This is a genomic window from Aliiglaciecola sp. NS0011-25 (assembly GCF_040370605.1).
GTDB lineage: Bacteria > Pseudomonadota > Gammaproteobacteria > Enterobacterales > Alteromonadaceae > Aliiglaciecola > Aliiglaciecola lipolytica_A.
Genome location: NZ_BAABWR010000001.1, coordinates 1 through 26,659, shown reverse-complemented (window position 1 = coordinate 26,659; position 26,659 = coordinate 1). Strand labels below are relative to the sequence as shown.

Here is a 26,659-nt window from a genome sequence, read left to right as displayed (position 1 = left end):
AACCAGCGTAACCGACGAGTTAAATACTTATCGGTTACACTGTTTGTTATTCGAATATCCTGATAGCTAAAACGTTGTCATTTCAATCGACTGGCAAAGTTCTTTTTAAATTTCGCTAATTTAGGGGCCACGACCATATTGCAATACTGGTTCTGTGGGTTGTTAGTGAAATAATCCTGATGATAATCTTCGGCTTGGTAATAATTGTTGATTTCCGTGACTTCGGTAACGACAGGGTCTGGCCAGATCTTTTGCTCTTCAATTTCCGCGATAATCTCTTCGGCTAATTTCTTCTGTTCATCATTATGATAAAAAATAGCACTTCTATATTGGCTGCCTACATCATTGCCTTGTCTATTTAATTGGGTGGGGTTGTGCAAAGAAAAGAATATTTCCAATACATCTCGAAACGAAATTTTATCCGCATCAAAATTGACTCTCACCACTTCAGCATGGCCCGTTGAACCACTGCAAACTTGCTCATAAGTTGGATTATCAATGTGACCTGCAGCATAACCTGAATAAGCTGATTGGATGCCATCAACAGAGTTGAATGCTGATTCAATACACCAGAAACAGCCGCCTGCTAGGGTTGCTTGTTGAATATTTGCCATTTTTTCCTCAGAAAATAAGTTTTCGCGAATTGTTGCAACTAACATGGTAACGAATTTAGTTTAGTTCAAGGCATCCACAACAGATAGTTTTGCGTACTAAGATTATCATTGCCCGCCTAACCCTATCTTATTTTGCTTAGTGATGTGCATGGGAATAATTGAGTTAGCGGAAAGGGGCAAGCTATTGCGCTCTAAATACAGAGGTAAAATTCAGTTATGCAAAAAACAAATGCGCTAATTATTGGCAGTTCATCAGGTATTGGTGCCGAGCTTGTTCGTCGATTGTGTCATAACAGTCACTTTGATGTTGTCCATGCTGTATCTAGAAGACCCGATAAAATCGAACATCCAAAACTCTGCACTCATCAACTAGACAGTGTAGATGAAGTGCAAGTAGAGAACCTTTGTAAAGAGTTGCAAGCATACGGTCAATTTAGCCTGGTTATTTGTTGTATCGGCGTTCTTCATGCCGACGACATAGCGGGGGCGGTGAGGCCAGAAAAAAGGCTAGAGGATGTTACAGCTAGACAATTGGAATACTACTTTAAAGTAAATACTCTGGCGCCTATGATGTGGTTAAAACACCTGCCTATGCTTTTTTCTAAATCGGTTCATTCTCAAGTGGTTTTTTTATCGGCTCGAGTAGCCAGTATAGAAGATAATAAACTGGGAGGTTGGTACGGTTACCGAGCCAGTAAAGCCGCGTTAAACATGCTCGTGAAAACTAGTCAGGTGGAATACAAACGTCGATTTAAAAACGTAGAACTTATCTGTTATCACCCAGGTACAGTAGATACGGGGTTGTCTAAACCTTTTCAATCCAATGTGCCAAAGGAAAAGTTATTTAGTGTGGATTTTACTGTGCAAAGACTACTATCACACCTGCAAACATTAGACTTCAACCAAGCTCCGCATTTTATTGATTGGGATAATCAACCGATTCCATGGTGAAATGTGGGTGTTTTATCAATATTACGCTGCATATCTGCTGTGTTTTAATTTTTGGCAAACCTATATTTTTAAGTAAAAGACATTTTAAAATTAGCCTGTTAACATCGTCATTCTAACCTAAAAACAATAAGGGTGATTAAACTGCGCTGTAGTCTACAGTAAGGGGTAATCAACCAACAAAAAAGGAAAATATTATGGCAGCAGATCGCGAACAGTTTGGTTCTCGTCTCGGGTTTGTTTTGGCTGCGGCAGGGTCCGCTGTGGGTATTGGCAACATGGTGGGATTTCCAGTTGCTGCCACCAAAAATGGTGGCGGAGCATTCTTGCTCATTTATGCCGTTTTTGTGATGTTAATTTGTTTACCCGTGATGTTGGCAGAGATGTCTATTGGACGGCGAAGTCGAATGGATCCCCTCAATGCTTATGTCAAACTTAGCCAAAATCAGTTGCATTGGCGGATAGCGGGATGGTTGTCAATTATTACGCCTTTTATGATCGCGGTATTTTATCTGGTCATTACCGTGTGGATCTTTGGTTACCTGTTTCAAATCGCGATGGGTAATTTAGATAAATTAGCCGATCCTTCAACATTTACTGATTTCGTAAAGTCTTCGCAGTTATTTATATACATGGTTGGTGTGTTAGCTGTGGTGTACTTAATTTTGCAAGGAGGGGTAAAACAGGGGATCGAAAAAGCCGCAAAAGTGATGATGCCCGCCTTGTTTGTCATGCTAATCGGTCTGGTTATTTTTGTACTTACCCTAGACAATGCCTTTGCTGGGGTGGAATATTATTTGGTCCCCGATTTCAGTAAAATTGATGCATCTGTGGTCAGCGCCGCATTATCTCAAGCGTTCTTTTCCTTATCTTTGGGGATGGGGATTATGATCACCTATGGTTCGTATTTAGATAGCAAAAGTGATGTACCAGGTTCGGCCAAATTCGTTGCTTTAGCGGATACAGGGGTGGCCTTCATTGCAGGGCTTTTAATTCTTCCAGCGGTATTTTCGTTTAACCCTAATACCAATACAGCAGAGTTGAGTGACTCTTCTGTAGGAATGATTTTTACCTTTTTGCCTAAGATATTTTTAGCTTTACAGGCCTCCATTGGCTACGTTGGAGCAAGTGTTGTCGCCGGTTTGTTCTTCTTACTGGTATTCTTTGCCGCCATAACCTCTTTGGTTTCAATTTTCGAAGTGCCAGTGGCATCCTTTATGGAATCGAAAAAAGTGGGCCGGAAAAAAGCGTTGGGCGTAATGGGGCTGTTATTGGTTGTGACCTCTGGGGTGACGACTCTGTCATTTGGTATTTGGGATCCCGTCACCTCATTGACGAGTTACGCAGGACAGAATAAATCCTTGTTCGACATTATTGTCGATGTTTTTTATGACACAATTTTGCCATTAAATGGATTGCTAATCTGTCTATTCGTGATTTATCGTTGGAAAAAAGAGAATTTTAATGCAGAGTTAGACCAAGGAGCTCCTAGTTACAAAGGCAGTTTCTTTGAAAAATACGTCGACTTTTCGGTGGGAACCTTTATCCCGCTAATCCTATTTTTAGTCTTTATTAATACTGTCGCACTGAAGTATTTCGGAAAAGCGCTGATTGGATAGTTAGGTAACTAACTTCAAATTAAAGCCGGTCAACAGACCGGCTTTTTTACATCTGATAAATATGAATTTGAGGTTTTAGGTTGGCGCTAAAGCATATCGTATGGACTAGGGTAGGCTAAGGTTAGCTCAAGTGCGTTAATGGTGAGGTCACAATTGATGCGTTTGCCTGAGGGCGCAGAGGTGACTGGGGTAAATTCAGGAGGGGGCAAGCCTAAAGACGTTGCGGCATCAGTATAATATTGCTGTCGGGTTGGGTGCTCAACACTACTTAAGTGATAAGTCTGGCCAAACTTATTGTTTGTAATTATCTTTTGAATGGCGCTAATCACGTCTTCCCGGTGTACAAGGTTGATAGCTTGCTGACCATTTTCAATATTTTTCCTGCCGCTTAAACTACGTGCAGGATGTCTATCTTGTGAGACCAAACCTGCTAATCGAAGAATACAGGCGTTTTGCTGGAATAGATCGCGAATCCAATTTTCAATCTCGACATGAGCTTTGCCACTGTTGGTGTGCGGAGCTACTGGTGAATATTCGTAAATTGTTCCATCGCGATTACCATAGACCGCAGTAGTTGAAATGAAAATAACCTTTTGCACACCTTTTTGTTTGGCTGTTGTGACTAATGCTTGCATCTGATTAGTATATTCAGTCAAAGATAGCGATTTGCGACCTGGCGGTATATTCAGGATAAGAGTTTGCACGTCAAACAAGTTAGCTAGTTCAGGGCTGTTTAAGTTATCGCCCAGAGCATATTGGAACGCTGATACACCCATATCCTGTAACTTTTTGACGTCAGAGGCAGAACGTTTTGTGGCCACAATTGAGTGGCCACTTTGAGTTAATGCTTGGGCAAGTGGTAAACCTAACCAACCCGCCCCAATAATTGCTATTTTCACGATATTTATTTTGCCTATTACATTTTATAATCTGACTTTACGGTAATCAGATTTAATCCTGACAACTCTTGCATTGAGTTTTGAAGTTTATTTTCAGCATAATCAATGCTTGCTAAACGCATACAAAAAGCATCGGCTTTTTGTTCTAACTTTTCTGCTCTGGCTTCAATCTTTTGTTCGATATTTTGGCCAAAGTTATCCATACGTTCATCGAAAGCATCTGTATCACCATCACCAAATATAAGTTCGGTTCCAAGGGCAATCATTAAATGGCCAATGGATGCGGTAACCACTTCTTCCACTGTTTCTTCAAAATCTTGTTGCCACTGCGCACCTAAAAAATCGCCATCTGAAAAGTTAGCAGAATCTATATGAATGCTGCCATCATCAGCGTAAAAGTTGAATTCAATTTTTTCCTTAATTTGATCTAATTTTTCTTGGATCTTATCCACTGCGTTGCTGTCCGTTCCCAGCAAATTACCCAAAACTTCAGACACTGCAACATTGGCTATTGCTACACCATCTAGGGCAAGTTCAGCCGCTACTGGGACTGCATCGTAGATACCATTGTAGTATTCAGATACCCACCTTTCTTGGTCCCTGTTTACATCCATGCGCTGGCCGTTTACAAATAACGCTTCGCCAGCATCAATTTTAATTACATCATTGGCTTCAGTCGTTATGGTCAATACGTTGTTTATTAAGGAAACTTGACCATCCATGCTAACGTCACACTCATTTGCGGCCGCGGTGCCAGAGAGCAACAATATACTTGCGGCGATCACTGATTGTTTCATAATTTTTTCCTCTACATAAATTAACTAATTAGCACAATGACCGGTAGCGACCACTGACTGTGTTGATTGAATTTATTAATAAGGTAGCAACACTCTGGCCAGTTTTAATTAGTTCAATATAATCAATTGGTTAACTTATTTTAGAATTGTGAAGTTGGTAATATGACCTACGATGAATAGGAAGAAATACTAAAAGTTAGTCAATTTAACTATATTCTTTTGGCTATTATATATTGAAGAAAATTTTAACTGTTTGATATAGATCACTCCCCCAATTAGACGTTTTGGTGCATAATGTACGGAGTTTAACGTTAATTAACTTGGAGATAGCATGGTTGATGCCATTTTATTTGGAATAACAGTTCTTGTGTTTGTTTTGGGCGCAACCTGTTTGATTATGGGTTTTCTACCTTCACCTGCTGGTGGAATGCGTGAGAAAGTTGAGTATGGATTCTTCGGTGTGACGGGATTGGTTGCGACTTTGTTGTTGTCCGTAGCCCTAGCCTGGAGCTAAATCTAAGCTTTTTAATCAATGATATTAACGCTGACTAAAGTTTTCCTCGAAATGGATGCAAACAGTCAGCGTTATTGTTTGCAAGACTAGGGCGCAATCCCTGTATTGATTATTTGTCGCTAACTCTTTGATAAGCTCTCAGATTAAAAACAGGTAACATAGCTAAACAGTGATCAAAAATATCTGCCTGCACCCCTTCATAATTTACCCAATTTTTATCTGCACAAAAGCAATATATTTCCAAAGGTAGTCCGGTTTCAGTTGGTGGCAATTGACGAACCATCATGGTCATATCTTTATTGAGTTGCATATGATGGTGCAAATACGCATTAACGTAGGCTCTGTAAGTACCTATGTTGGTTAAACGGCGACTGTTTAATAAATCTTGCTCGTCAATATGTTGTTGATCGTGATAATCGCGCAGCAACTGGATTTTAGATTCAATATAGTCACTGATATATCGGATTTTTTTGTACTCGCTAAGCGTTTCAGCATCACAGAACTTAATACTACTGATATCTATTTTAATTGCGCGTTTTATTCGCCTCCCGCCCGACTCAGACATGCCGCGCCAGTTTTTCACTGAATCACTGATTAACGTATAAGTGGGTATTGTTGAGATGGTTTTGTCCCAGTTCTGTACTTTAACTGTGGTTAATCCAACTTCTAATACTTCACCGTCAGCACCGTATTTTTGCAGTTCAATCCAGTCGCCCGTATTCACCATTCGGTTCGCTGCAATTTGAATTCCCGCCACAAAACCGAGAATAGTGTCTCTGAATAACAATAATAATATGGCTGTAACAGCACCAAGACCTGAAAGTAACAGTAGGGGAGATTTATTGAGTAAATTAGAAATAATAAGCAGTACAGCAAGGATCACGACGACCAGTTTAGCCACTTGAATAAAGCCGGTTATCGGCGCTCGTTTGGCCAAATCTGACGCGTTATACACGTCTTCAATTGTGTTAAATAGCGCACTACTAGACCATACAACTGAGACAGCTATATAAATCAACATGGTTTTTTGAATAAACGCGTAAAGAATATTAGATACGTCAAGCAAAACAGGGGTTAATAAAAATATAACCAAAGCAGGAACTATGTGGCCTATACGCTGGAAAAACCCATGTTTATGGAGCTCATCATCCCAATTATTTCGGCTTAATGAAACGATTCTCGAAATACGCCCGCGCATCAACAAACGGGTTAACATGAAAGCGATTGTGGCCAGACCTAAAGAAAGTAAAATAGCGGAGGTTTGATACAGCCAACTATGCTCAGTGATGTCTACATCAATTGTACTTAAATTCGTCAGCAACCATTCTTTGACTTTTTCTTGTTGAAGCATTATTTCGAGCTACCTAATTGTGATATGAATTTATCTTTACTGGCCCACAAATCATTTAGCCAAATCTGGAACCGTCCTTTAAACTCCGCATCGTTGAAATAGTCTCCAATAACATCATCCGCCACGGGGAGTACATCAATGTGCACAACTATGCGGGTAAGATTGCCGCACAGCATATCCATCATTGGATGTTGGTTGTTTTCAGGATACAAAATGGTGACATTCAAGATATTAGTAAATTGGTCGCCCATAGCCGCTAATGTAAAAGCTACACCTCCGGCTTTAGGGGGAAGTAAATGTTGGTACTGGCTTGATTTAGCCCGCTGCTTTTCTGGTGTGAATCTTGATCCTTCAACAAAGTTGATTACCGTAGTTGGTGTGCTTTGAAACTTCTTACAGTATCTACGGGTGGTTTCAATGTCTTTGCCTTTTAAGTGGGGATTCTTCTCCACGAACTCTCTGCTATAGCGCTGCATAAAAGGCATGCCAAGGGCCCAGGCTCCTAAACCAACAAAGGGCAACCATATGAGTTCTTTCTTGAGGAAAAATTTGGGGGCGGGGATCCGCGATGCGGCAAACTCAATCAATAAAATGATATCTAAATAGCTTAAGTGATTTGGCATCATCAAATACCAGCTGTCTTTGCTCAACTCCCCTTCTACAGAACAGTCCCATTGGACGTTGTTGGTCAGTCGTATGAGTTTGACACTAACCACCCCAAACGCAAACATCATAAAATGCATCATTGGGCTGAGCAGTGATGCTACCCATTTAAATGGGAGTATAAACTTAATTACCCCCAAAATAATAATCAACGCTGCCCAAAAACCAAGATTAAGTATTTGTAATGCAAAATGAATTGGGAACATCAAAAAAGCAGGGATAAAACTCAACATAACACTCTATTTACTCGATGACATAGTCGTGAGAGTGTGATCTTTTTCAGACCACAATTGATTTAACCAACGTTGGAATCGAGCGCGTTGTTCGGGGTTGTCAAAATAATCCATGCCAAAGGCATCACTATTAAGAATGTCTTCGACGGACAAAATTCTCACTTTTACTTGTATTTTTTTGACCCTACCACACACAAAGTCCCAAAAAGACGGTATACCTTCTGGATAATATATTGTTACGTCCAAAAACTTGTGCAATTGATTGCCCATGGCACTAAGCACAAACGCCATCCCGCCAGCTTTAGGTTTTAAAAGGTGTTTATAGGGACCGTTGATTCGCTTCAACTTTTCCTCTGTTAACCGCGTGCCTTCTACGAAGTTCATAATACTGACTGGTTTAGTGCTGAACTTTTCACATGCTTTGCGGGTACTTTCCATATCTTTACCCTTCAAATGTGGGTTTTTGGCTAGAAAAGACTTCGAATGACGACTCATAAAAGGAAAATCTAACGCCCACCAAGCGATACCTAAAAATGGTACCCAGATTAATTCCTTTTTTAGAAAGAATTTAAGAAAGGGAATTTTGCGATTAAAAATACGTTGTAAAACAAGAATGTCGACCCATGACTGATGATTAGACGTCACTAAATACCAGTCATTAAGTGTAAGTGTTTCAACGCCTTCTACATCCCACTCGGTATTGGAAGTGATTCGTTGATTTAAGTTATTCACGCCAATCCAAGCAGTTGCACAACCATCTAACGGATAACTAACCAACTTTTGCCAAGATTTAATTGGGATCAACTTTAAAAATGAAAGGATCACAATGGGGATGACCCAAAAGACAGTATTAAAAAAATAAATAATGACAGATATGGTACCAATAAAATGACCAACAATATTGCGGATAGACACGCTAGAATAGACCCCATTTCTCAGAATTAATGGGCGATATTGTAAACTAAATTGTGGGCTTTGTTGCAAACAATTATTGTGATTCGGTAGACGATTACAAAATTTGATCCAGCCAACTTCTATTTCGTGAAAAGTGATTCCCCAAAAAAGCCATTTGGTCAGCCAAAATACGTCGATTCATCAGGTAAAATCGCTCATACAAATTGGGTGTGAAGGGCACTGCAATTAACGACATTTGAGCTTCTTCAGGAGTACGCGCTGCCTTGTGGCAGTTACAGCGTGTGCAGGAAGTTGCTGAGTTGGTCCACACATCTTTTCCGCCGCGAGAGCGAGGGATAATATGATCGCGAGTGAGTTGGGATGATTTAAATTTTTGTCCGCAATACATGCAAAGAAAGTTGTCTCGACGGAATAGATAACGATTACACAGGGATATTTTGCCGTCCAAGTTCGTCACTTTTCCTTCGCAACCAATAATTGAAGAAAGCTGAAGTCGACTCTGAATTCCTTGATTATTCCAGCCACCAAGCATGACTTTTTTGCTTTCACCCAGCTCGAATAAAACCCGATCTTGGGCATAATACTTGGCCGCTTCTTCAGGTGTTATCCACGCTTGCGGCATACCAGATTTGTTCAATCGCAATACCAACATAAATTTCCCCAACTCGCTGTAGTTGTTTCAAGCTCCCTGAAAAATGGTCGATTGATGATTACTTGTATTGTCTACAAACCACTTTGTCAGGAATTTGAGCCTGTAATTATAATTATGGTTCCAAATCGGTATAAATAATATACAGCTACTGTGACAGATTTAGTGCAAAAAATCTAACAATACAATTTTCTTTCGATTCAAATATTTATTTGCGTTTAAACATAATCTTTTTGTGAAGCTAGTGCATAATAATGACTTGCAGTTGAATCTATAAAAGGATGCTATTTATTCAATCTTATATTCCAGGACAAAATGATCTGTGGTTCTTGCCGTTAGGTGGTACAGGCGAAATCGGTATGAACATGAATCTTTTTGGACATAACAATCAGTGGTTAATGGTAGATTGTGGTCTCACTTTCGATGAACCATTAACCTATAAAGAAGGATTTGCAGTTGGACCAAAACATGATGTGGTCTGTGCCGATCCCGCATTTATAACTCGTCAAAAAGAAAATTTGGTTGGCATAGTTATCACTCACGCCCATGAGGATCATATTGGTGCCTTACCGCATCTTTGGCATCGCTTTAAGTGTCCCGTTTATACAACGCCTTATACCGCTGAAATACTTCGTCGGAAATTGCGAAATAGCGCTAATCAAAATATGCCAATTATTGAAGTGGTATCTGAGCAAATTGTTGATATTGGCGTTTTCAATGTGCAATGGATGCCAATTACACACTCTATTCCAGAACCCCATGCGTTAATTATACGGACTGAAGCGGGGAATATTTTCCATACTGCGGATTGGAAAATTGATAGTCATCCGGTTACCGGTAAAGCATTTAATGAACAACCGTTTAAGTCACTGAGAAAGCAGAATATTTTAGCCATGATTTGTGATTCAACCAATGCCACAAAAAGTGGATATTCTATATCCGAAGGGGCTTGTTATCGAGGATTGAAGCAGCTAGTGGATGAAGCACCTGGCCGTGTAGTCGTGGGCTGTTTCAGTAGTAATATTGCGCGATTGATTACCCTAGCGAAAATCGCCAAACAAACAGGACGATATCTAGCGTTGCTTGGCCGCTCATTGCAAAATACCGTAGGGGCCGCCAAGGCAACAGGGCATTGGCCTGAAGATTTAAGCATAATTGACTCTTATCACAGTGGCTACTTGCCGGCTAACGAAGTATTGGCTGTCGCTACAGGTAGTCAAGGTGAACCAAGGGCTGCCATGTCTAAACTGGCGCAAGATCATTACCGTGACTTGTCACTTGATGAGGGGGACTTGGTCATATTCAGTTCTATTGTCATTCCTGGAAATGAAAAAGCCGTTGAGAATCTGATCAAGGCGTTCAAAGCGCGTAACATAAACACTGTTTTGTCTGAAGACTGTGAGTTTGCTATTCATGCTTCGGGTCACCCTTGTGAAGAAGAGTTGAAATTAATGTACAACTGGGTGCGTCCACAAGTTGCAGTGCCGACTCACGGTGAACAAATGCATATGCAAAGAAACGCTTATTTAGCTAAGCAGTCAAATGTTTTACGCACGTTAACCGGCAATAATGGGGATATATTTTTGCTGGCTCCACAATTAGGAGTAAAGCGCCAAGCGGTAAAAACAGGGCGTATTGCGCTGGATAACAATTAAATACAACATGCTTCGAATTCTATGGGTTTATCTTTAGTGTTTGCCATGCATGATTGCTATAAATGTAGCGATTTCGCTTATGTGGGGTGAGTTTGAGCTGAAGATGATCAACTTCGGAGACCGAAAATAATAGCAAGGCAAAGTTTACACTTACTTCGTCTTGGTTAACGTTATCACTTACTTGAGCTTGGTGGATGTCATCAAGACCTAAAATTTCGCCGGGGGTTTCCCAAGAATACGACTGTTGCGCGCTAGAAGACAGGTTTTGCCAATGTTGTAAACGCAGCGACTGATGTTGCTCATTTTGGAAATCTATAATCTGGATATTGCCGGTTAAGCGGTACTGCTCTCTGGATTGACTAAAATACCAACATATTTGAGCTTGGTTATGGGTCTGAATTTGATTGATTTTATTGCTTCGTATATCGGTGTGGATAAGCAAAGACGTAGTAGTATTCAAAAAACCACGAAAAACGACGGTTCTGACTTCTGGCTGGTTTTGATTATTAGTAGTCGCTAGTTGGATATATTTTGATTCAGGTCTAGTTTGGCTATCAACTATTGAAGTCTGTAGTTTTTTAAACCACATTATCGAGTCCATATTTTCATTCATTTTTTCAATCAACTTCCGTAATTTGGCCTACCAGCATTTGCCTAAATATATTCTGGTTAATGTCCTAGACTAACATGTTGTTTGCTTAAGATTGGCAATAACATCCTTCGCCATCAGTGACCACTGTGGCACCTAGATGATTATTTGCGACTATGGTTTTAGCTATTGGTTCTATTAAACTTGTCCGAGAGCTACACAGATAACCAGTGGAATAGGGGCCTAAATATCCTAAATTACCTGACTCATCAAAAATAACCACTGCTGGGTAGGATGGAATTAGTTTTTTCAGGTTGGCGTTATCTTTAGGGTCAATTGTTTGCACCTTGTAGCCATTTTCAGCAAAGGTAATATTGAGTTTACGAATATGGGTTTGTGACAGTTTATTGCAACTGCAAGATCCCCCTTGAATATGAAAGACCGTATTGTTTATCGGTTGTAAGGCGTCGGAAAAAACGGATTTAACTTTGTCATCAAAGTCTTGTGACATTGAGGCTAGCAGCAATGATTGCTTTGGGTCGAAACTCGTCACCTTATTTTGAGCAAAGTAAAATAATGCGAACAGACTTGCACCTGCCCACATAATCACAGCTAAGATCCCTTTAATTGTCATCGGTTAGTTTCATCTGAATTTACTAAGACTTTGCATTAATTTGCTTGATATGAGCTCTAACTGTTGAGTTTCATTGGAAACAGATTGCACTAATGCGGACTCTTTCTGACTAATTGAATCCAATTGCCCCACAGAGTTGGCGATATTGTTAATCACATTGGTTTGGTTTTCCACCGCGCTCTTCAAACCATTAGTCACCTCATCAACGTGTTCGATATTTGATTGTACGCTTTGCATTAAATTAAGCGCTGAATCAGCTTGTTTACTGGTGGTGTTTCCTAAAGTCATACACTCCTGCATAAATAAACTAGACTGTTTGGAAGATGACAGCAGTCTTGCCATGATTTCATTGACTTCTTCGGTACTGGTTTTTGTTCTCGAAGCTAATTGACGAACTTCATCGGCAACTACTGCAAATCCGCGTCCTTGCTCACCCGCTCTGGCCGCCTCAATCGCAGCATTTAGTGCTAGTAGGTTAGTTTGGTCTGCTATAGATTGTATGGTTTCTAAAACACTAGAAATGCTATCGCACTCATTGGCCAAGTCTTCAATACTTTTACTGGTCTTTGAAATGTTCTCAACTAATTTGCTCACTTCGGTATTTGCGTTCGTCATCTCCGTTTGCGCTTTTTCGGTATCCTGTCTGGCATCACTAGCGCGATTATAGGTTTCTATGGCTAAATCCGATATGCTTGTGGCAGAATCCGATAGCTGCTCAGAAGCATTCGCAATAGCGGATATTTCGGAGTTTGCGATTGGTTTAAATTCTTGTAGTTCATTTGAAGCAGCTTTGGTGGAACTCGCATTTTTGTCTATTTTTTCCCCGAGCATCTCCACTTCATTGACAATAATTTCAAAGGATTGAATTAATTGATTAAAGGCAATGACTGATTGGCTTTTAGAATTGGGGTTAGAGCGATAAGTCAGATTAAATTTGCCGTCACCTGTGGCAATGCCGCCAACACTTTTTAACAATTCATGGGCAGCTTGGGTGTTAACTGCGTTCTTTTTACTCATCCAGGCTAAAATCACACCTTGCGCAATAGCATAAGCAAAATGCACTAACAGTAAGGTGAAAAGTAGTTCACCATCTAACAGCACATATAGGGGCGCACCAGCCTGCTGTAAAAAGAAAAAGCCTAAATGGTGCACTGCAACGACAATAATTGCGGTAATAAAAATATGCCAATTTTGATAAAAAGCTAAAAACGACATCAACACAAATATGCCAAAGTGAATTTCAATCGCGCCGTGCATCTGCTGAATATGCAAAGCTGAAAACAACATGAAGCTGACAGCAACTACGTGCTGAGTAATTTCGGCTTGCGCGTTTTTATTGATCAAAAGTAGTGGAATAATAACGGCAGGAATGCCTACCACAGCCGCTTCAAGCCAAGTTCCATAAATGGGAGCGATGGCGAAGCTGATCAGTAATAGTATTGGTAAAACAAAAGTCACAACCTTGTTAGCGCTGTCTATCCATGGTCGGTTCATGCTATTCATTTCGTATATCCACATTTTTGTTGAAAATAAAATGCTAAGTTTGCAGGTGAATTCGCTTATTTAGCCTTTAAAATGAGAACGGAAAGTTTTAAATGCAGATGAGCAAACGGTATATTATTCTTTGCTTCAATGTGTACCTTGAACTAGCCGTAACATATATGTAAAGCGTTTTCTAAAGCATTGAATAATTACCGTTCTTAATTACCATTAGCAAATTAAGCTTTCCTTCGTTCCTTCAATATAGACTTTATCGTAGTTTAAAAAATTTACATTAATATAACTAATGTAGATCAAACAAATATTATCATTCGAATATCTCAACACTTAATGTTAGCTTGGATTTATACATTTTGCCTTTACATTATGAGAGTTAAAATATGACAGTCACGAAACAATTATTCACCGAAATTACGTCAAATGGCCAACTAACCGTTTCTTTAAAAGAACGAGAAATACCCGCTTTGAAGCCTCATGAAGTTATGGTTCAAATCCAAGCCGCACCTATTAATCCGTCCGATATGTGGCCAATGTTTGGTCCAGCTAACGTATACGAAGGAACCTTTAATAAAGATCAAATGGAATTTACTGCGCCAGTTGCACCAGCGATGCTTGCTAGCGTGCGCTCAAGATTGGATCAGGTTTTACCAATAGGTAATGAAGGGGCTGGTAAAGTGGTCGCCACTGGAGACAGTGAATCAGCCAAAGCCTTGATGGGGAAAACGGTCGGCGTATTAAGTGGTGCAACTTACTCTGAGTTGTGTGTTGTGCCATTTCAAGCATGTATTGTCCATAATGAAAATACCTCAGCTAAGCAAGCGGCTTCTTCTTTTGTTAACCCATTAACCGCTTTAGGTATGGTAGAAACTATGCGTGCAGAAGGACATTCTGCTTTGGTACATACAGCAGCTGCGTCGAGTCTAGGAATAATGCTGAATAAAATATGTATTGCTGAAAATGTTCCGTTAGTGAATATCGTTAGAAAACAAGAGCAGGTAGAAATACTAGAAAAGCTTGGGGCAAAATACATTTGTAATTCCTCAAGTGAAAACTTCAAACAAGATCTGTATGAAGCAATCGAAGCTACAGGAGCCACATTGGCCTTTGATGCAATTGGTGGTGGCGACTTAGTCAGTAATATACTCGCAGCAATGGAAAGAGTGGGAAGTAAAGACGCCAAAGGATTTAATACTTATGGTTCAGCTGATAACAAGCAGGTGTACATTTATGGTGGATTAGACTTTTCTCCAACAGTGTTAAATCGCGCCTATGGCATGACATGGGGTATTGGAGGCTGGTTGCTAATGCAATTCTTAGGCAAACAAAGTCCACAAAAGGTAAAACAATTACATCAGCGTGTTGCTAATGAAATCGATACAACTTTCGCCATTGATTTTACCGATGAGCTGTCTTTTGAGCAGGTTCTAGAGCCTTCTGTTATTGCCAAATATATGGCAAAGAAAACCGGCGAGAAATTTTTACTCAACCCCAGTTTAGGTTAATCTAAGCCGGTTAAAAAACTAAAAATAGTGAAGGATATAATTACCCTTCACTATTTTTTTTGGTTTATTTTGATATCGAATGTTGTGGTGAATTCTCATTGCAAATAGCTTAACTAATGCATGACTAACGCTTTGCATACCTACTTCTTTATGTAGAGTGCAAAGCGTTAAGAAGTGTGAGCTTTACCCAACAAACCACATCCCATCTGAATGTTAGATAGGATGGGAATTATCACGCTGCAGCTACATTGAATAAATCAACGAAGGATGGCTGTAATTGAATATCTACTGGTAATTTCAACAGCCTTGCTACATCGCTTGCTGAAATCAACCCACGAATTTCGTGATTACTCTTATCAATTACCAGACAATGTTGTTGATGATTATCCCTCAGAGTTTCTACTACATCACCCACTCTGGCTGTACTTAATTCCTCGTAAGCGAAAGCTTTAAGCGTGTTTCTTGGACGCATAAAATCGGTGACGGTAATTTCTTCCCGAGGTTGATTTTTGGTAACTTTCGCAAGTATTTTCTGCTCGGTTAAGTCACTTAATGCAATAACTCCAATGAAGTTCTTTTCACTATCAAGTACCAGTTTCATTCTAACATGTGACTTTTTCATCAGATCTTCAAGTTCCACAGCTTTCGCTGTGGAATCGATAACCAAAGGCATGAACTGCTTGAAATCAGTGAAAATAGACAACGCATTTGAACGCATTGTGATGCTAGTGTTTTCGGGGGGCCAAACGAGTTTGTCTACAGATTCAGTGTTATAGAGCGCTAACTTTTTCATTTGCACGCTCCTTTTTAACACTTTTTAACAGATTGCTTTTTGTTTTAGACTGAATAAATGCACAGTCGACACGATAACGAATTAAAACGTCAGTTATACTCATGGGAATACCCTCTGATTTTATAAAATTAAAAAATTGTTTTTGTATCAGATGGATATAGAGGGCGGACCGCGTATAAAGTCAGCATTTTTGAATACAATAAAAGCTGCATTTTGCTGATAAGCGAAGGGAGCATAGCTGACTAGGCTTGAAGATGAAGTGAATGAATTTAAGGTCGCATCGAAATCAAAGTCTAAAGGATCAAGACTAAATATTTGCGCCTGTTCTACTATTGAACTGGATTGGTCGACTGCACCTTGTTGATTCTCAAATGCTACTGATGAGAAGCTAAAACTAGCTACCCACGACATCAGCAATATATTGAACCAAAGGGTTTTCATCAAATTCTTACTCTTTACTACTTAGTAATTATTTACAGACAGTGACATTAATCTTAACTGTTTGGCATCTCCAAAAGTGTTTGGTTCACCCGAAAATGCAAACAAATATCAAGTTGTTCAAAATTAGGAGAAAAAGTAATGCCTATGCAATTGCTTTCTCCCAATCTGTTATATGGTAAAATACGCCTATAAAGTGGCTATGTACAAATTTTTCAACCCATTAAATCGACCAATTGTCGTAGATGTTAAAAAATTGTCACAATTTCGCATATTAATTTAACTATAGGTTTATAACCTCGATATTTTAGGCAACTGGATTCCATTGAATACTTCAACCATCAACCGCACCATTTCAATCGCGCCAATGCTGGATTGGACGGATTTTTATTTTAACTGAATGATAATATTGATTATTTTGGCTAAAGAAAATGTTTGTTCCCCCATTTGGTCCCCTTTTAAGGGCAACCTGAAGCACAATTCTGCACTTTGGAGCAATCGTGTCAATAAGAATATTTTTAAATGCCAATACTTAGACTTTATTATTGGAATATTCCTACTTATTTAACCTTGGATTTTACCGAACACATTAACTAAAGTATGGTTTAACACTTATTGCTTCTATTTAAATTGTCACAATAGAGTTTCCTTCACAGATTATATGTCTTTATAACTTGCTCAAAGGCCACTTTTGCGTTTTCGGGAATAAATTTAAAATAAATAGAGAACAACACGACACGTATTGACGTCTTCTGTGTCGTCCAGTATTACGGATTAACTTTCTTTCTCGCTATTTTTTATCGAGTAAAGTGGACTTTCCAGAAATGCTTTGGGACGTTAAACGACCAGAAACACGCCAACCATTATCATTATTCTATACAACAAGGTTAGCTATCCTCCATTTTAGTTAGGTATATTTATTACTTCTGTGAGTTTTGGAGTCGAATGACACCCCTTTAGAGAAAAGCTTAGTAGAGCATACACTTTAAGACGTAACTGGGTGGAATTAGTAAACAATAACTCCATTCCTTATTTTGAGTTGTTTTGTAAAAACGTGCACCATACTTCTTCAAATATGGTGCACAATTAACACGTTAAGCCGATTTCGAGTGCATCATCCGATATAGAATAGGCAAGACAACGAGCGTTAAAATAGTGGATGAAATGATCCCTCCAATCACAACCGTCGCCAAGGGCCTTTGTACTTCAGCACCGGTGCCAACATTGAGTGCCATCGGAATGAAACCTAAACTAGCTACCAGTGCTGTCATCAACACTGGACGTAACCTGGTGATGGCACCATCAACGATGGAGTTAATTAAATCGCCAGTTTCATGCAGTCGCTGTTTAATAAATGACAGCATCACTAAACCATTCAACACTGCTATTCCAGAAAGTGCGATAAACCCAACTCCTGCTGAAATAGACAACGGCATGTCTCTCATCCAGAGTGAGAAAACACCACCCGTTAGAGCTAATGGCACACCAGTGAAGATAATAAGAGCATCACGGAACGAGCCAAAAACAACGACTAATAACACCAGTATCAAAAAGAGTGTGGCAGGTACGACAATTGATAAGCGCTGGCTGGCACTTTCGAGTTGCTCGAAAGTGCCGCCATAGTCAAGCCAGTAGCCCGCAGGCAGTTCTACTTGCTCCGCGATTTTCGCTTTCGCTTCATTAACAAAACTACCGAGGTCACGTTCTCTGACGTTGGCGGTTACCACGACTCGGCGTTTACCATTTTCACGGCTAATTTGATTGGGGACCGAAGAATAACCGAGTGAGGCGACCTCTGATAAGGGTACGAATTCTCCGTCAGACGTAATGATGGGAGTGCTGCCAATTGCATCTAAATCGGTACGAATACCTTCATCAAATCGCACTAACAATTCGAATCGTCTATCTCCTTCAAAAATCAACCCTGCGGTGTTACCACCAACCGCTGACGCAAGCCACTCCTGTAAATCAGCCACATCCAATCCATAACGTGCCATTTCAGCAGGTTTAGGGTTGATGGTGAAAATAGGGATATCATCAACCTGCTCAAGCCGTGCATCCGCCACACCATCTATAGATTGGAGTACGCTTAAAATATCGTTAGCTGAAACAACAAGCGCGGTCAGTTCATCTCCAAAGACTTTAATCCCAAGGTCCGCCCTTACCCCACTGATCAACTCATTAAAACGCATTTGAATCGGCTGGGTAAACTCATAGTTGTTACCTGTTACCGCTTGGAGTTCTCTCTCAAGGGTTTCAACGAAATCCGCTTTTGTGAGGCTCGGATCAGGCCACTGATCGCGCGGTTTGAGCATAACAAAGGTATCGGTCACATTAGGCGGCATTGCATCAGTAGCAACCTCTGCTGTACCGGTTTTAGCAAATACGGTGCGTACCTGCTCGTATTCCATCAGGGTAGATTCAAGTGTTTTTTGCATTGCGACAGCCTGTTCAATACCGGTGCTCGGTATGCGCATGGCATGTAGTGCAATATCCCCTTCATCAAGCTGTGGAACGAACTCAGAGCCTAATCGAGTTGCTAGCCAAACACTACTAACTACTAATACAATTGAGCCAAGGAGCACAAACCAGCGTAACTTCAGTGCAGTGTGAAGAATTGGTCGATATGCAGATTTTGCCGCCACAATGATGATACTTTCCTTTTCATTGACTTTTCCGCCCATAAACATCGCGACTGCAGCTGGTACGATAGTGATGGAAAAAAGCATAGCCGCTATCAGTGCCATAATGACGGTTGCAGCCATTGGCTGAAACATCTTGCCTTCAACACCGGTTAATGAGAACAGTGGAATATAAACTACAGTTATAATCAATACACCAAACATACTGGGACGAATGACTTCGTTCGTCGCTTGAAAAACCAGCTCAAGTCTTTCTTTCAATGGCAATACGGCACCAGTGCGTTTCTGTGATTCGGACAGTCGCCGAATGCAGTTCTCAACTATAATCACAGCACCATCAACTATTAATCCGAAATCTAATGCACCAAGGCTCATCAAATTGGCAGACACACCTGCATTAACCATCCCTGTTATAGTTACCAACATAGCAAGTGGAATAACTGCCGCTGTGATAAGTGCCGCGCGGATATTGCCCAACAATATGAACAAAATCACGATTACTAATAATGCGCCTTCAACTAAGTTCTTTTGAACAGTTGCGATGGCTTTGTCTACCAACTGGGTTCGATCATAGACCGCTTCAATCAATATCCCATCAGGTAAACTGGATTGAATGTCCTTCATTTTTAGCGCAACGGATTGGGCAACTGCACGTGAATTCTCACCAACCAACATCATAGCGGTACCTAATACCGTTTCTTCACCTTCCTGCGTTGCAGCCCCCGTTCTAAGCTCCTTGCCAATAGCCACACTACCAATATCCTTTACCGCAACAGGGATAGTATCGATGCGTTTAATCACCACGTTTTCGATGTCATTTAGTGTTTGTAGCTGTCCTTGTGAACGCACTAAAATTTGTTGGCCATTTCGCTCAACAAACCCTGCGCCTTGATTGGCATTGTTGCGTTTAAGTGCACTATGAATATCACTCAAACTAATATCAAAATTAAGCATTTTTTGTGGATCTGGGTTGACGTGATACTGCTTCACATAACCGCCAATAGCGTTTACTTCGGTGATCCCTTCTACAAGTGCAAGCTGCGGTTTGACAATCCAATCGTGTATTTCCCGAAGAGCCATTGCATCATATGGCTTGCCGTTTTTTTGAACGGCACTTTGTTCAGCTCTCAAAGTATACATGTAAATCTCGCCTAGCCCCGTGGCTATGGGCCCCATTTCTGGCTCCAAACCTTGCGGCAACTGACTTTTAATCGCTCCCAGTCGAGTATTTATGAGATTACGTGCAAAATACAGATCAGTGCCTTCATCAAAAACAGCTGTAACCTGAGATAGTCCGTAGCGTGATAGTGAGCGGGTATACGACAAATCTGGTAATCCAGCCAGTGCAGTTTCAACCACAAAGGTGATTCTCTGCTCCGTTTCTAATGGTGAGTAACCGGAAGCCTGGGTGTTGATTTGTACTTGCACGTTAGTTATGTCGGGTACCGCATCAATTGGCAACTTTTGATAGCTTAATATTCCCATGCCAAGCACTAAGAATATCAACATCAGCATCAAACCTCGTCGCTCTATGGATAACCGCAATATGGATTCAATCATGTGTTTGCCTCCTAAGAGCAGCGACTACCAGTCGTATAGGTGGCATTATGTAATTAATGATCATGACCGGCCTCCGACTTCTCTAAATCAGCTTTTATTAAATAACTATTCTGACTGACAATCACATCTGCGATATGCAGACCAGATAACACTTCGATATTGATATTGTCTTGTTGACCAAGTGTAACGGGGACAGAGTGGTATTTATTGCCTTCTTTAACAAACACCACTGACGCCCCTTCAAATTCTTGAATAGCCGCTTTAGGTACCATCATGGCGACATTTAGGCTGCTAGTGACCACCTGACCTTTGATTGCTGCGCCAACCGGCCACCGTCCAGATGTATTATCAATTTTTGCATACGCTAGTACGTAAGGTTTTTCATCGGGCGAAGGTATAATATGATTGATAGTGGTGTTTAACTTTGCCTCTGACAAACTAAGCTGAACGCTTTGTTGCTCGGCTATATCTGAGAGTTGTTGTGGAAAGAGCTTGAGTTGTGCCCAGACATCATTGTAGTTGGCGATTGAAAATAATACTTGGCCGTTAGATAACTCCCCCTCATTAGCATGCCGAGCAATCACTATGCCTGAAAACGGCGCGATGACAGGATAGCTTTTCAAGCTCTCATTGGATTCAACGACCGCCAGTATCTGACCTTTTTTGACCTTGTTACCTAAATTTACGTTAACCTTAGTCACAATTCCGTCGAATCGAGCACGGATATGACTCATTGAAGCTGGGTCTGTCACCACATTTCCGTAAACGGTAGTGGTGATATTGAGTTGTCCCGCTTTAACACTTTGTGTCATCACTTCCATTTTTTGCGCCATGCTGTCAGACATGAGTACAAATTCAGCATCATGGGTTTCTAAATCCCTATGTTCGCCTTCAGATGCGTTTATTGGACTACTGACAAGCAATGTGAACACACTGCACATAATGAAAATTAACAATGTGCTTTGTTTCTTGATTAATGTTTTGTTGTTCATTGATTTTTACTCGAAAAAGAAGTGTTGATTACATCGGAAAGTTGCTGTCCAGTGAGTGATTCGATATCCGCACCTCGCTGGTGTGCTTGTTTTGCAGACTGAATTAAGGCTTGTTTAGCATTAAGCAGTTCTTGACGGGTACTAACCCACTCAAGGTAACTGTATCTCCCGTTGATGTAGGATTGCTCAACCAAACTGAGCGATTCCACGAGTGGCGGGATAATGGAGTCCTGCAGCGTTTGAACGTTAAGCAGCGCATTATTTCTCGCCACCAACGCCATGTTTAGTTGGTGGTAAAGGTCTAGGGTTGCAGACTGTTTTTGCTGCTCCAACTGCCCTTGAATAGCCCGTTGCTTTTCGTATTCACCTAGGTTTCTCTCACCAGAGAATAGCGGCATGCTGACGCCCGCTACGAAAGCGGTTTCATCAATACCATTGATTCGCCTTATTCCCGCTGTCCAGGTTAAATCTGATTGATTAGCGGCTCGGGTAAGGCGGACTTGTGCTGCTTGTATCCTCTCGCTTTGTGTATAAACATTTAGATTGGGGCTTTCCAATAGGGTTGTGAACAACGAAGTCAAGGAGGGGGACGATGGTAAGGTGAACAGATCACCTTCAACATTAGTAAAGGTCGGGAATCGCTCTCCCCACATGATGGCCAAGCTATTTATCATACCTTGCTTGGTTTGCTGTGCGGTTAATACATCCAGCCTAGCTCTAGCCAAGGCAGCCTCAGCACGACGCTGTTCAAACGCAGGTGATGCGCCTGCATCGACTCTTTTTGTGACAGCTTGATAAGTATATCTTGCAAGCGCTTCTGCTTCCTCTTGTGCTTTAATCAGTGCCTGTTGCGCTAACACATCGATATAACGGCGTGTTACTTCAGCCAATATATCTAGTGTATGTACTTGCTTTTGTGCTTCTACAGCTTGAGATTGAACAGAAGCAAACGCTTTTCGTGAGTTGAGTTTATTCCCTAATTCAATCACTGAAGACAAGGTCAGTGTCAGCTCAGTATCTTTAATCCCTGAGACCTCTCCTGTACCTAAGAAGTTTTCCACTTCAATACCAGCATTAACAACAGGTTTAAGTGATGCTGTTTTAATGTCACCCTCAACTTCTTGTTGCTTGAAGGTAAATTCATGTAGTTCGGGAGAATTGGCTAAAGTGAGTTTAATAGCGCTTTGCAGTGTTAACTCCCGATTGGGGTTTATATTTGTTTGTGCGAATACCATAGTGTGTGTCGTCGCAAGGACGACCATAGTGGAAACCACCCAAGCACGCACACGCAAGAGGCGGTTCAATGAAATGTGACTCATTGTTTTATTCCTAAATTATCAATAATGAACATCGCCAGATTGCTGGCGAACGATGTTTGATTAGTTCAGGATTAAACTTTTGGTGGGCGTAATAACTGTGTGACCGGTGCATCTACTACTATTGATAAATAATAGAAACCGGAGGAGGGATGGATGGAAGCGAGTTCGATTGATACATCATTTCCAAGCCACTGGGCATGGCTCCCCTGACAATGGCCGCAATGGTGACAATCAGCTGGATTATGGGGAACTTCGATTAATGAATTATCAACATTCGCTTGAATATTAGAATTTAAGAGAATCTGTGTTTTGTCAGTTGCGGTATTATCGCCTACCTGATGTTCGTGCACTTCACTTAGATGTTCAGAGTCGATAGTATGAAAGTCAATAGATTTGGCGACAGCAGAGAACGACTGAAAAAGAATCAGCGAAATCAAAAGGTAACTTGTTACCCTTAAGTTAAACATGTCTATCTACCCTCATTCTTTAATATGTTAGCAGGTTATTTTATTAAGTTACATTGAATAGCTGAAAAAAATTTTCAACTATCACGGCAATCTTCATTCGCGAATTCAATCTCTATTGTAGTGTGCACAAAACCAAAATTTTCCAGTCTTTGATGAAGTTCATTTTTGAATTTCTTTAACTCAGCTAGCGAAACATCCTGCTTCAATTCTACATGTACGGTCATGACGTTGTGTTCTCCATCTAATGACCAGATGTGGAAATGATGAATATTCGCAACGTTTTCATTTGTAAGAAGCAATTTGCGCACTTCTTTCATCTGTTGAGCATCGGGTGTAGCTTGTAAGAATAAAAGTAAGGTTTCTTTTAGATTTTTAACCACATTAAATAAAATAAATAGGGTGAAGCCAATCGATAAAATGGGGTCTAAAATTGGCCATGGCTTGAACATCAATACAACGGATACGGTAAGCACAGCCACCCAGCCCAATACATCCTCTAGTAAATGCCAATTTAATATACGTTCGTTTAGAGAGCTTCCCTCACTAAGCTTGTAAGCAGCAAAACCATTTACTGCTATACCAAATATCGAAAGCAATAACATTCCTTCTACTTGTGGCATTTCGGGTGCTGAAAGCCTCGGTATGGCCTCGAATAAAATCCATACTGAGCCGATGCTCAAAACTAGTCCGTTGATCAACGCTCCTAACAGAGAAAATCGTTTATAACCGTACGAGAAAGTGCTGTTAGCGTCTTTATCGCTTAGTTTGTTTAATCCCCATGCAGTGCCAATAGATAAGCTATCCCCCAAATCATGCACTGCATCGGCCATTATTGCAGTGCTGTTAGTCAACCAACCACCAATAAATTCGATAATAGTGAAAGTCACGTTAAGGGAAAATGCCCAACCAATGCGTTTTGACGCATTTTCATGACCGTGACTGTGGTTATGACGATGCATGATTGATTTCATCCAAAATAGCTTGGTTTTCAGAGCTGATAGGAAGCGATTTGAATGGGCTGATGTTGGTGCCACCTGTATTGCCTTTTGGTATAAGACCGATAGATGTTTTTGTTGCAGCACCAATGAGTCTTACGACCTGCCCAAAAACAGCTTTCCAATCTCTATTTTTAAGCCCATGCCGCAGCATTTTAAAATGGATAATACAGTGGTAATAAGTAGAGTGCTGCCCAATGACGTGTGCATCTTCCAGTGCAGAGAATGCTTCGCGTTCATTGTGATTTGATAGTGCTGTTTTATAAGCCACGATCTTGGCATCAATATGAGGCTTAACAGCTTGGTTGTATGTCATATTGACTCTCCTTTTTCATTATTAGCTTTTAGTAATTCATGCTTGGCGTCACTAATTATCATCCAAGCACCTCTCAATACAACTCCCGCCACAACGACGCCAATAACTAAATCGGGTATACGGCTATCAAGCCATAAAACAAGAATACCAGCAGTAATTACCCCCAAATTTGCGATGACATCATTGGCAGAAAATATCCAGCTCGCACGCATGTGCACTTCATCGTTTTTATGATTGCTAATAATCAACAAGCAGACGACGTTAGCAATCAAGGCGACAAATCCCATTCCAATTATTAATATAGACTCGGGCTCACTGCCAAAGAAAAGCCTTCTGGCTATATCACTAAGAATTATCACGCCTAGTATTAGTTGAAAGTAACCACTGATTTGCGCAGCATTGGCTTTGTGCAGTAAAGATTTACCTATAGCGTAAATACCTATTCCGTAGACAATCGCATCTGCCAACATATCTAAAGAATCTGCAATTAATGCAGTGGAATCAGCAAGCAGTCCAACACTCATTTCGACAAAAAACATCACCGTATTAATAATTAGCAGCCAGTATAAAACACGTTTTTGTGAAGCATCTTTAATGTCTACTTCGCAGCCACACCCACTCATTATTTCAGCCTATTTCAATTAATCTACGTACAGTGTAAAGTCTATACTAAGTATAGAGTCAACGTTTTAGTGAAAATAGGAGATTTTTCTAAAAAGCGATAGCTCTATACAGATGCTCCGCTATTAAGAAAAACAGCACTTGTTCAAAGGCAACTATCGAGCTTAAGGCGCATCTTTATTGAGTAAACTGCCTTATAGATTGAATAGAAAAAGTCTAATGGAATAATAACGACATATTCGTTTAGTAACTTAATAGCTGGTAGATTGCCAAGTTTATAGGTGGAGCATTATTACTTCGCCCCACCTGTTTACATCAATTACCAATAATTGATATTAGTCTGAAGGTTGATTATTTGATATTTCAACATTTCTGTTTTTTAATAGAAAATCAACTAAGTCTGAAACCATAACAAATGCGACACCTTTTGTCGGACGGATGACTAGTAGTCCTAGTTTGTGTGTAGTTCCGTCATTTAGTCTAGCCATTGCAGTTTTAGGTGCGGTCCATCCTAAGAATTCCTTCGCTATTGTTGCATAAGGAATAACACTAGATCCAAATTTTTGCATTAATTGGAACATCATCAAAGACGCTGCTAATCTATTATTCATTTACACCCCCAATTTCAACTTCTCTAATCTTCAATAAAAAATCTGCGATACAGCGAATTGAAATCATTTCGTTAAAAATGTCATGGATAGATAAAAACTGTAACTCTTCATTTTTCAATTTTTTCAGAAATGATAATTCACTCATATTAAAAAATTTCTTAGCAATAATTTTGACCGGAATTCGAATGGCCCCTTCAAATTCGATTAAAAGTAATTCAATTAAAACAATCCTTTTTTCATCCTTCATCCATGCTAAGTGTTTGTCATTCATAAGCATCTCATTTGTTTCTATTTAAATATTTCACTATTTATTCGTAAATGGTAACCCGCAAATATTATTAGACTTGTGGGGTATATAAATCACTACTTAATTATTTTTCCTTCTATTAGAGTTGTTGGACGCTAATTTACAGGAAATTTCTTAAAGACAAATTCATGTTTTAGTTTTATTATTCCAGACATGTTGAAAGGAAATTATTGACCCGAATAAGTATCCAAAATATTGTCTAAAATAAAAAACACATATATTTCCGAGCGACGATGCCCCAGATGTAATGGGCAGGAGCGCTATATTAAATGGAAAAACTGTTGTCATTGCCAAAAGGAAAATCAGAAAAGAAATTATGCTAAAAATCGGAAAGAAAATAATAGAATAAAAAATAACGAAGCTTTCGAGCGAGCAAAATTACTAGGCAATAAAAGATTTAAAAGTTTAGATAAATGCAAAAAATGTGGTTCAGTTGAAAGATATATAAAAAATAGAGCTTGCGTTAAATGTTTGATGGATAAAATAGTCGCTGAACGTCAGTTCATGAAAGAAGTT

General features: G+C 40.1%; 27 protein-coding genes. 6 read left to right on the top strand and 21 right to left on the bottom strand.

All coding sequences use genetic code 11. The annotated features are described in order from the left end of the window. Positions 1-77: 77 nt before the first annotated feature. A complete protein-coding gene (gene msrA / locus ABWV72_RS00135) occupies positions 78-614 on the bottom strand; it encodes a peptide-methionine (S)-S-oxide reductase MsrA (RefSeq protein ID WP_216048930.1) in 537 nt (178 codons plus the stop codon). A 216-nt stretch (positions 615-830) separates the two neighbouring features. Here msrA and ABWV72_RS00130 point away from each other — a divergent pair, with 216 nt between their 5' ends. Further along, on the top strand, positions 831-1,565 hold the full coding sequence (locus tag ABWV72_RS00130; protein ID WP_353368285.1) for an SDR family NAD(P)-dependent oxidoreductase: 735 nt from the start codon (positions 831-833) through the stop codon (positions 1,563-1,565). Positions 1,566-1,759: 194 nt separating this feature from the next. After that, the gene (locus ABWV72_RS00125; protein WP_216048928.1) at positions 1,760-3,181 is read left to right on the top strand and encodes a sodium-dependent transporter; all 1,422 of its coding nucleotides are present in this window, start codon (positions 1,760-1,762) and stop codon (positions 3,179-3,181) included. 86 nt (positions 3,182-3,267) lie between these two features. Here ABWV72_RS00125 and ABWV72_RS00120 read toward each other — a convergent pair whose 3' ends face one another. Continuing rightward, positions 3,268-4,080 (bottom strand): SDR family oxidoreductase, encoded by an 813-nt coding sequence (locus ABWV72_RS00120; protein WP_353368284.1) that lies wholly within the window; start codon positions 4,078-4,080, stop codon positions 3,268-3,270. A 17-nt stretch (positions 4,081-4,097) separates the two neighbouring features. Beyond that, entirely contained in the window at positions 4,098-4,877 is a 780-nt protein-coding gene (locus ABWV72_RS00115) for a DUF2884 family protein (RefSeq protein ID WP_216048926.1), read from the bottom strand. A gap of 331 nt (positions 4,878-5,208) precedes the next feature. Between ABWV72_RS00115 and ABWV72_RS00110 the strand changes: the two genes are divergently transcribed. Beyond that, positions 5,209-5,391, top strand: coding sequence for a hypothetical protein (locus ABWV72_RS00110; RefSeq protein ID WP_216048925.1), 183 nt, complete (start codon positions 5,209-5,211; stop codon positions 5,389-5,391). Positions 5,392-5,500: 109 nt separating this feature from the next. Here the strand turns inward: ABWV72_RS00110 and ABWV72_RS00105 are convergent, their stop codons facing one another. From ABWV72_RS00105 to ABWV72_RS00090, 4 genes are all read right to left on the bottom strand, one after another. Next, positions 5,501-6,742 carry a mechanosensitive ion channel family protein gene (locus ABWV72_RS00105; protein WP_342805251.1) on the bottom strand — a complete coding sequence of 414 codons (1,242 nt, stop codon included), beginning with the start codon at positions 6,740-6,742 and terminating at the stop codon, positions 5,501-5,503. Then, on the bottom strand, positions 6,742-7,638 hold the full coding sequence (gene yihG, locus ABWV72_RS00100; RefSeq protein WP_216048923.1) for a 1-acylglycerol-3-phosphate O-acyltransferase, YihG family: 897 nt from the start codon (positions 7,636-7,638) through the stop codon (positions 6,742-6,744). The genes ABWV72_RS00105 and yihG (ABWV72_RS00100) overlap by 1 nt, the downstream gene beginning before the upstream one ends. Before the next feature lie 6 nt (positions 7,639-7,644). Continuing rightward, complete coding sequence (yihG, locus tag ABWV72_RS00095; RefSeq protein ID WP_502902099.1) at positions 7,645-8,553, bottom strand: 1-acylglycerol-3-phosphate O-acyltransferase, YihG family; 909 nt, start codon at positions 8,551-8,553, stop codon at positions 7,645-7,647. 94 nt (positions 8,554-8,647) lie between these two features. Then, positions 8,648-9,205, bottom strand: a complete 558-nt coding sequence (locus ABWV72_RS00090) for an HNH endonuclease (RefSeq protein WP_216048922.1) — start codon at positions 9,203-9,205, stop codon at positions 8,648-8,650. A 356-nt stretch (positions 9,206-9,561) separates the two neighbouring features. Here ABWV72_RS00090 and ABWV72_RS00085 point away from each other — a divergent pair, with 356 nt between their 5' ends. Then, positions 9,562-10,857 carry a ribonuclease J gene (locus ABWV72_RS00085; RefSeq protein ID WP_353368438.1) on the top strand — a complete coding sequence of 432 codons (1,296 nt, stop codon included), beginning with the start codon at positions 9,562-9,564 and terminating at the stop codon, positions 10,855-10,857. A 19-nt stretch (positions 10,858-10,876) separates the two neighbouring features. Here the strand turns inward: ABWV72_RS00085 and ABWV72_RS00080 are convergent, their stop codons facing one another. The 3 genes from ABWV72_RS00080 to ABWV72_RS00070 all read right to left on the bottom strand — a co-directional run bounded on the left by ABWV72_RS00080 (position 10,877) and on the right by ABWV72_RS00070 (position 13,583). Further along, positions 10,877-11,446, bottom strand: coding sequence for a pyridoxamine 5'-phosphate oxidase family protein (locus tag ABWV72_RS00080; RefSeq protein WP_342805249.1), 570 nt, complete (start codon positions 11,444-11,446; stop codon positions 10,877-10,879). Between the two features lie 109 nt (positions 11,447-11,555). After that, a complete protein-coding gene (locus tag ABWV72_RS00075; protein ID WP_353368283.1) occupies positions 11,556-12,080 on the bottom strand; it encodes a DUF6436 domain-containing protein in 525 nt (174 codons plus the stop codon). A 9-nt stretch (positions 12,081-12,089) separates the two neighbouring features. Beyond that, positions 12,090-13,583, bottom strand: a complete 1,494-nt coding sequence (locus ABWV72_RS00070; RefSeq protein ID WP_353368282.1) for a methyl-accepting chemotaxis protein — start codon at positions 13,581-13,583, stop codon at positions 12,090-12,092. A gap of 377 nt (positions 13,584-13,960) precedes the next feature. Here ABWV72_RS00070 and ABWV72_RS00065 point away from each other — a divergent pair, with 377 nt between their 5' ends. Further along, positions 13,961-15,082 (top strand): zinc-binding dehydrogenase, encoded by a 1,122-nt coding sequence (locus ABWV72_RS00065; RefSeq protein ID WP_303499198.1) that lies wholly within the window; start codon positions 13,961-13,963, stop codon positions 15,080-15,082. Positions 15,083-15,314: 232 nt separating this feature from the next. Here the strand turns inward: ABWV72_RS00065 and ABWV72_RS00060 are convergent, their stop codons facing one another. The 11 genes from ABWV72_RS00060 to ABWV72_RS00010 form a co-directional block, all read right to left on the bottom strand. Then, entirely contained in the window at positions 15,315-15,875 is a 561-nt protein-coding gene (locus ABWV72_RS00060) for a CBS domain-containing protein (RefSeq protein ID WP_303499199.1), read from the bottom strand. Between the two features lie 147 nt (positions 15,876-16,022). Beyond that, positions 16,023-16,316 carry a hypothetical protein gene (locus ABWV72_RS00055; protein WP_216048916.1) on the bottom strand — a complete coding sequence of 98 codons (294 nt, stop codon included), beginning with the start codon at positions 16,314-16,316 and terminating at the stop codon, positions 16,023-16,025. A gap of 1,091 nt (positions 16,317-17,407) precedes the next feature. Next, positions 17,408-20,515, bottom strand: coding sequence for an efflux RND transporter permease subunit (locus ABWV72_RS00050; RefSeq protein WP_353368281.1), 3,108 nt, complete (start codon positions 20,513-20,515; stop codon positions 17,408-17,410). Between the two features lie 53 nt (positions 20,516-20,568). Further along, positions 20,569-21,507, bottom strand: coding sequence for an efflux RND transporter periplasmic adaptor subunit (locus ABWV72_RS00045; protein WP_353368280.1), 939 nt, complete (start codon positions 21,505-21,507; stop codon positions 20,569-20,571). After that, positions 21,504-22,826 (bottom strand): TolC family protein, encoded by a 1,323-nt coding sequence (locus tag ABWV72_RS00040; protein ID WP_353368279.1) that lies wholly within the window; start codon positions 22,824-22,826, stop codon positions 21,504-21,506. Before ABWV72_RS00040 ends, ABWV72_RS00045 begins: the two co-directional genes overlap by 4 nt. A 71-nt stretch (positions 22,827-22,897) precedes the next feature. Beyond that, entirely contained in the window at positions 22,898-23,293 is a 396-nt protein-coding gene (locus ABWV72_RS00035) for a hypothetical protein (protein WP_353368278.1), read from the bottom strand. A 74-nt stretch (positions 23,294-23,367) separates the two neighbouring features. Then, on the bottom strand, positions 23,368-24,252 hold the full coding sequence (locus ABWV72_RS00030) for a cation diffusion facilitator family transporter (RefSeq protein ID WP_353368277.1): 885 nt from the start codon (positions 24,250-24,252) through the stop codon (positions 23,368-23,370). Next, on the bottom strand, positions 24,239-24,604 hold the full coding sequence (locus ABWV72_RS00025; protein WP_353368276.1) for a DUF3703 domain-containing protein: 366 nt from the start codon (positions 24,602-24,604) through the stop codon (positions 24,239-24,241). The genes ABWV72_RS00030 and ABWV72_RS00025 overlap by 14 nt, the downstream gene beginning before the upstream one ends. Then, positions 24,601-25,227: a cation efflux transmembrane domain-containing protein gene (locus tag ABWV72_RS00020; protein ID WP_353368275.1), complete on the bottom strand. Its 627-nt coding sequence runs from the start codon at positions 25,225-25,227 to the stop codon at positions 24,601-24,603. The genes ABWV72_RS00025 and ABWV72_RS00020 overlap by 4 nt, the downstream gene beginning before the upstream one ends. Positions 25,228-25,560: 333 nt before the next feature. After that, positions 25,561-25,836 carry a pyocin activator PrtN family protein gene (locus ABWV72_RS00015; protein WP_353368274.1) on the bottom strand — a complete coding sequence of 92 codons (276 nt, stop codon included), beginning with the start codon at positions 25,834-25,836 and terminating at the stop codon, positions 25,561-25,563. Then, complete coding sequence (locus ABWV72_RS00010; RefSeq protein ID WP_353368273.1) at positions 25,829-26,107, bottom strand: hypothetical protein; 279 nt, start codon at positions 26,105-26,107, stop codon at positions 25,829-25,831. Before ABWV72_RS00010 ends, ABWV72_RS00015 begins: the two co-directional genes overlap by 8 nt. A gap of 231 nt (positions 26,108-26,338) precedes the next feature. Between ABWV72_RS00010 and ABWV72_RS00005 the strand changes: the two genes are divergently transcribed. Continuing rightward, positions 26,339-26,659, top strand: a 321-nt coding sequence (locus ABWV72_RS00005; protein ID WP_353368272.1) for a hypothetical protein, incomplete at its 3' end; no start/stop codon positions are given.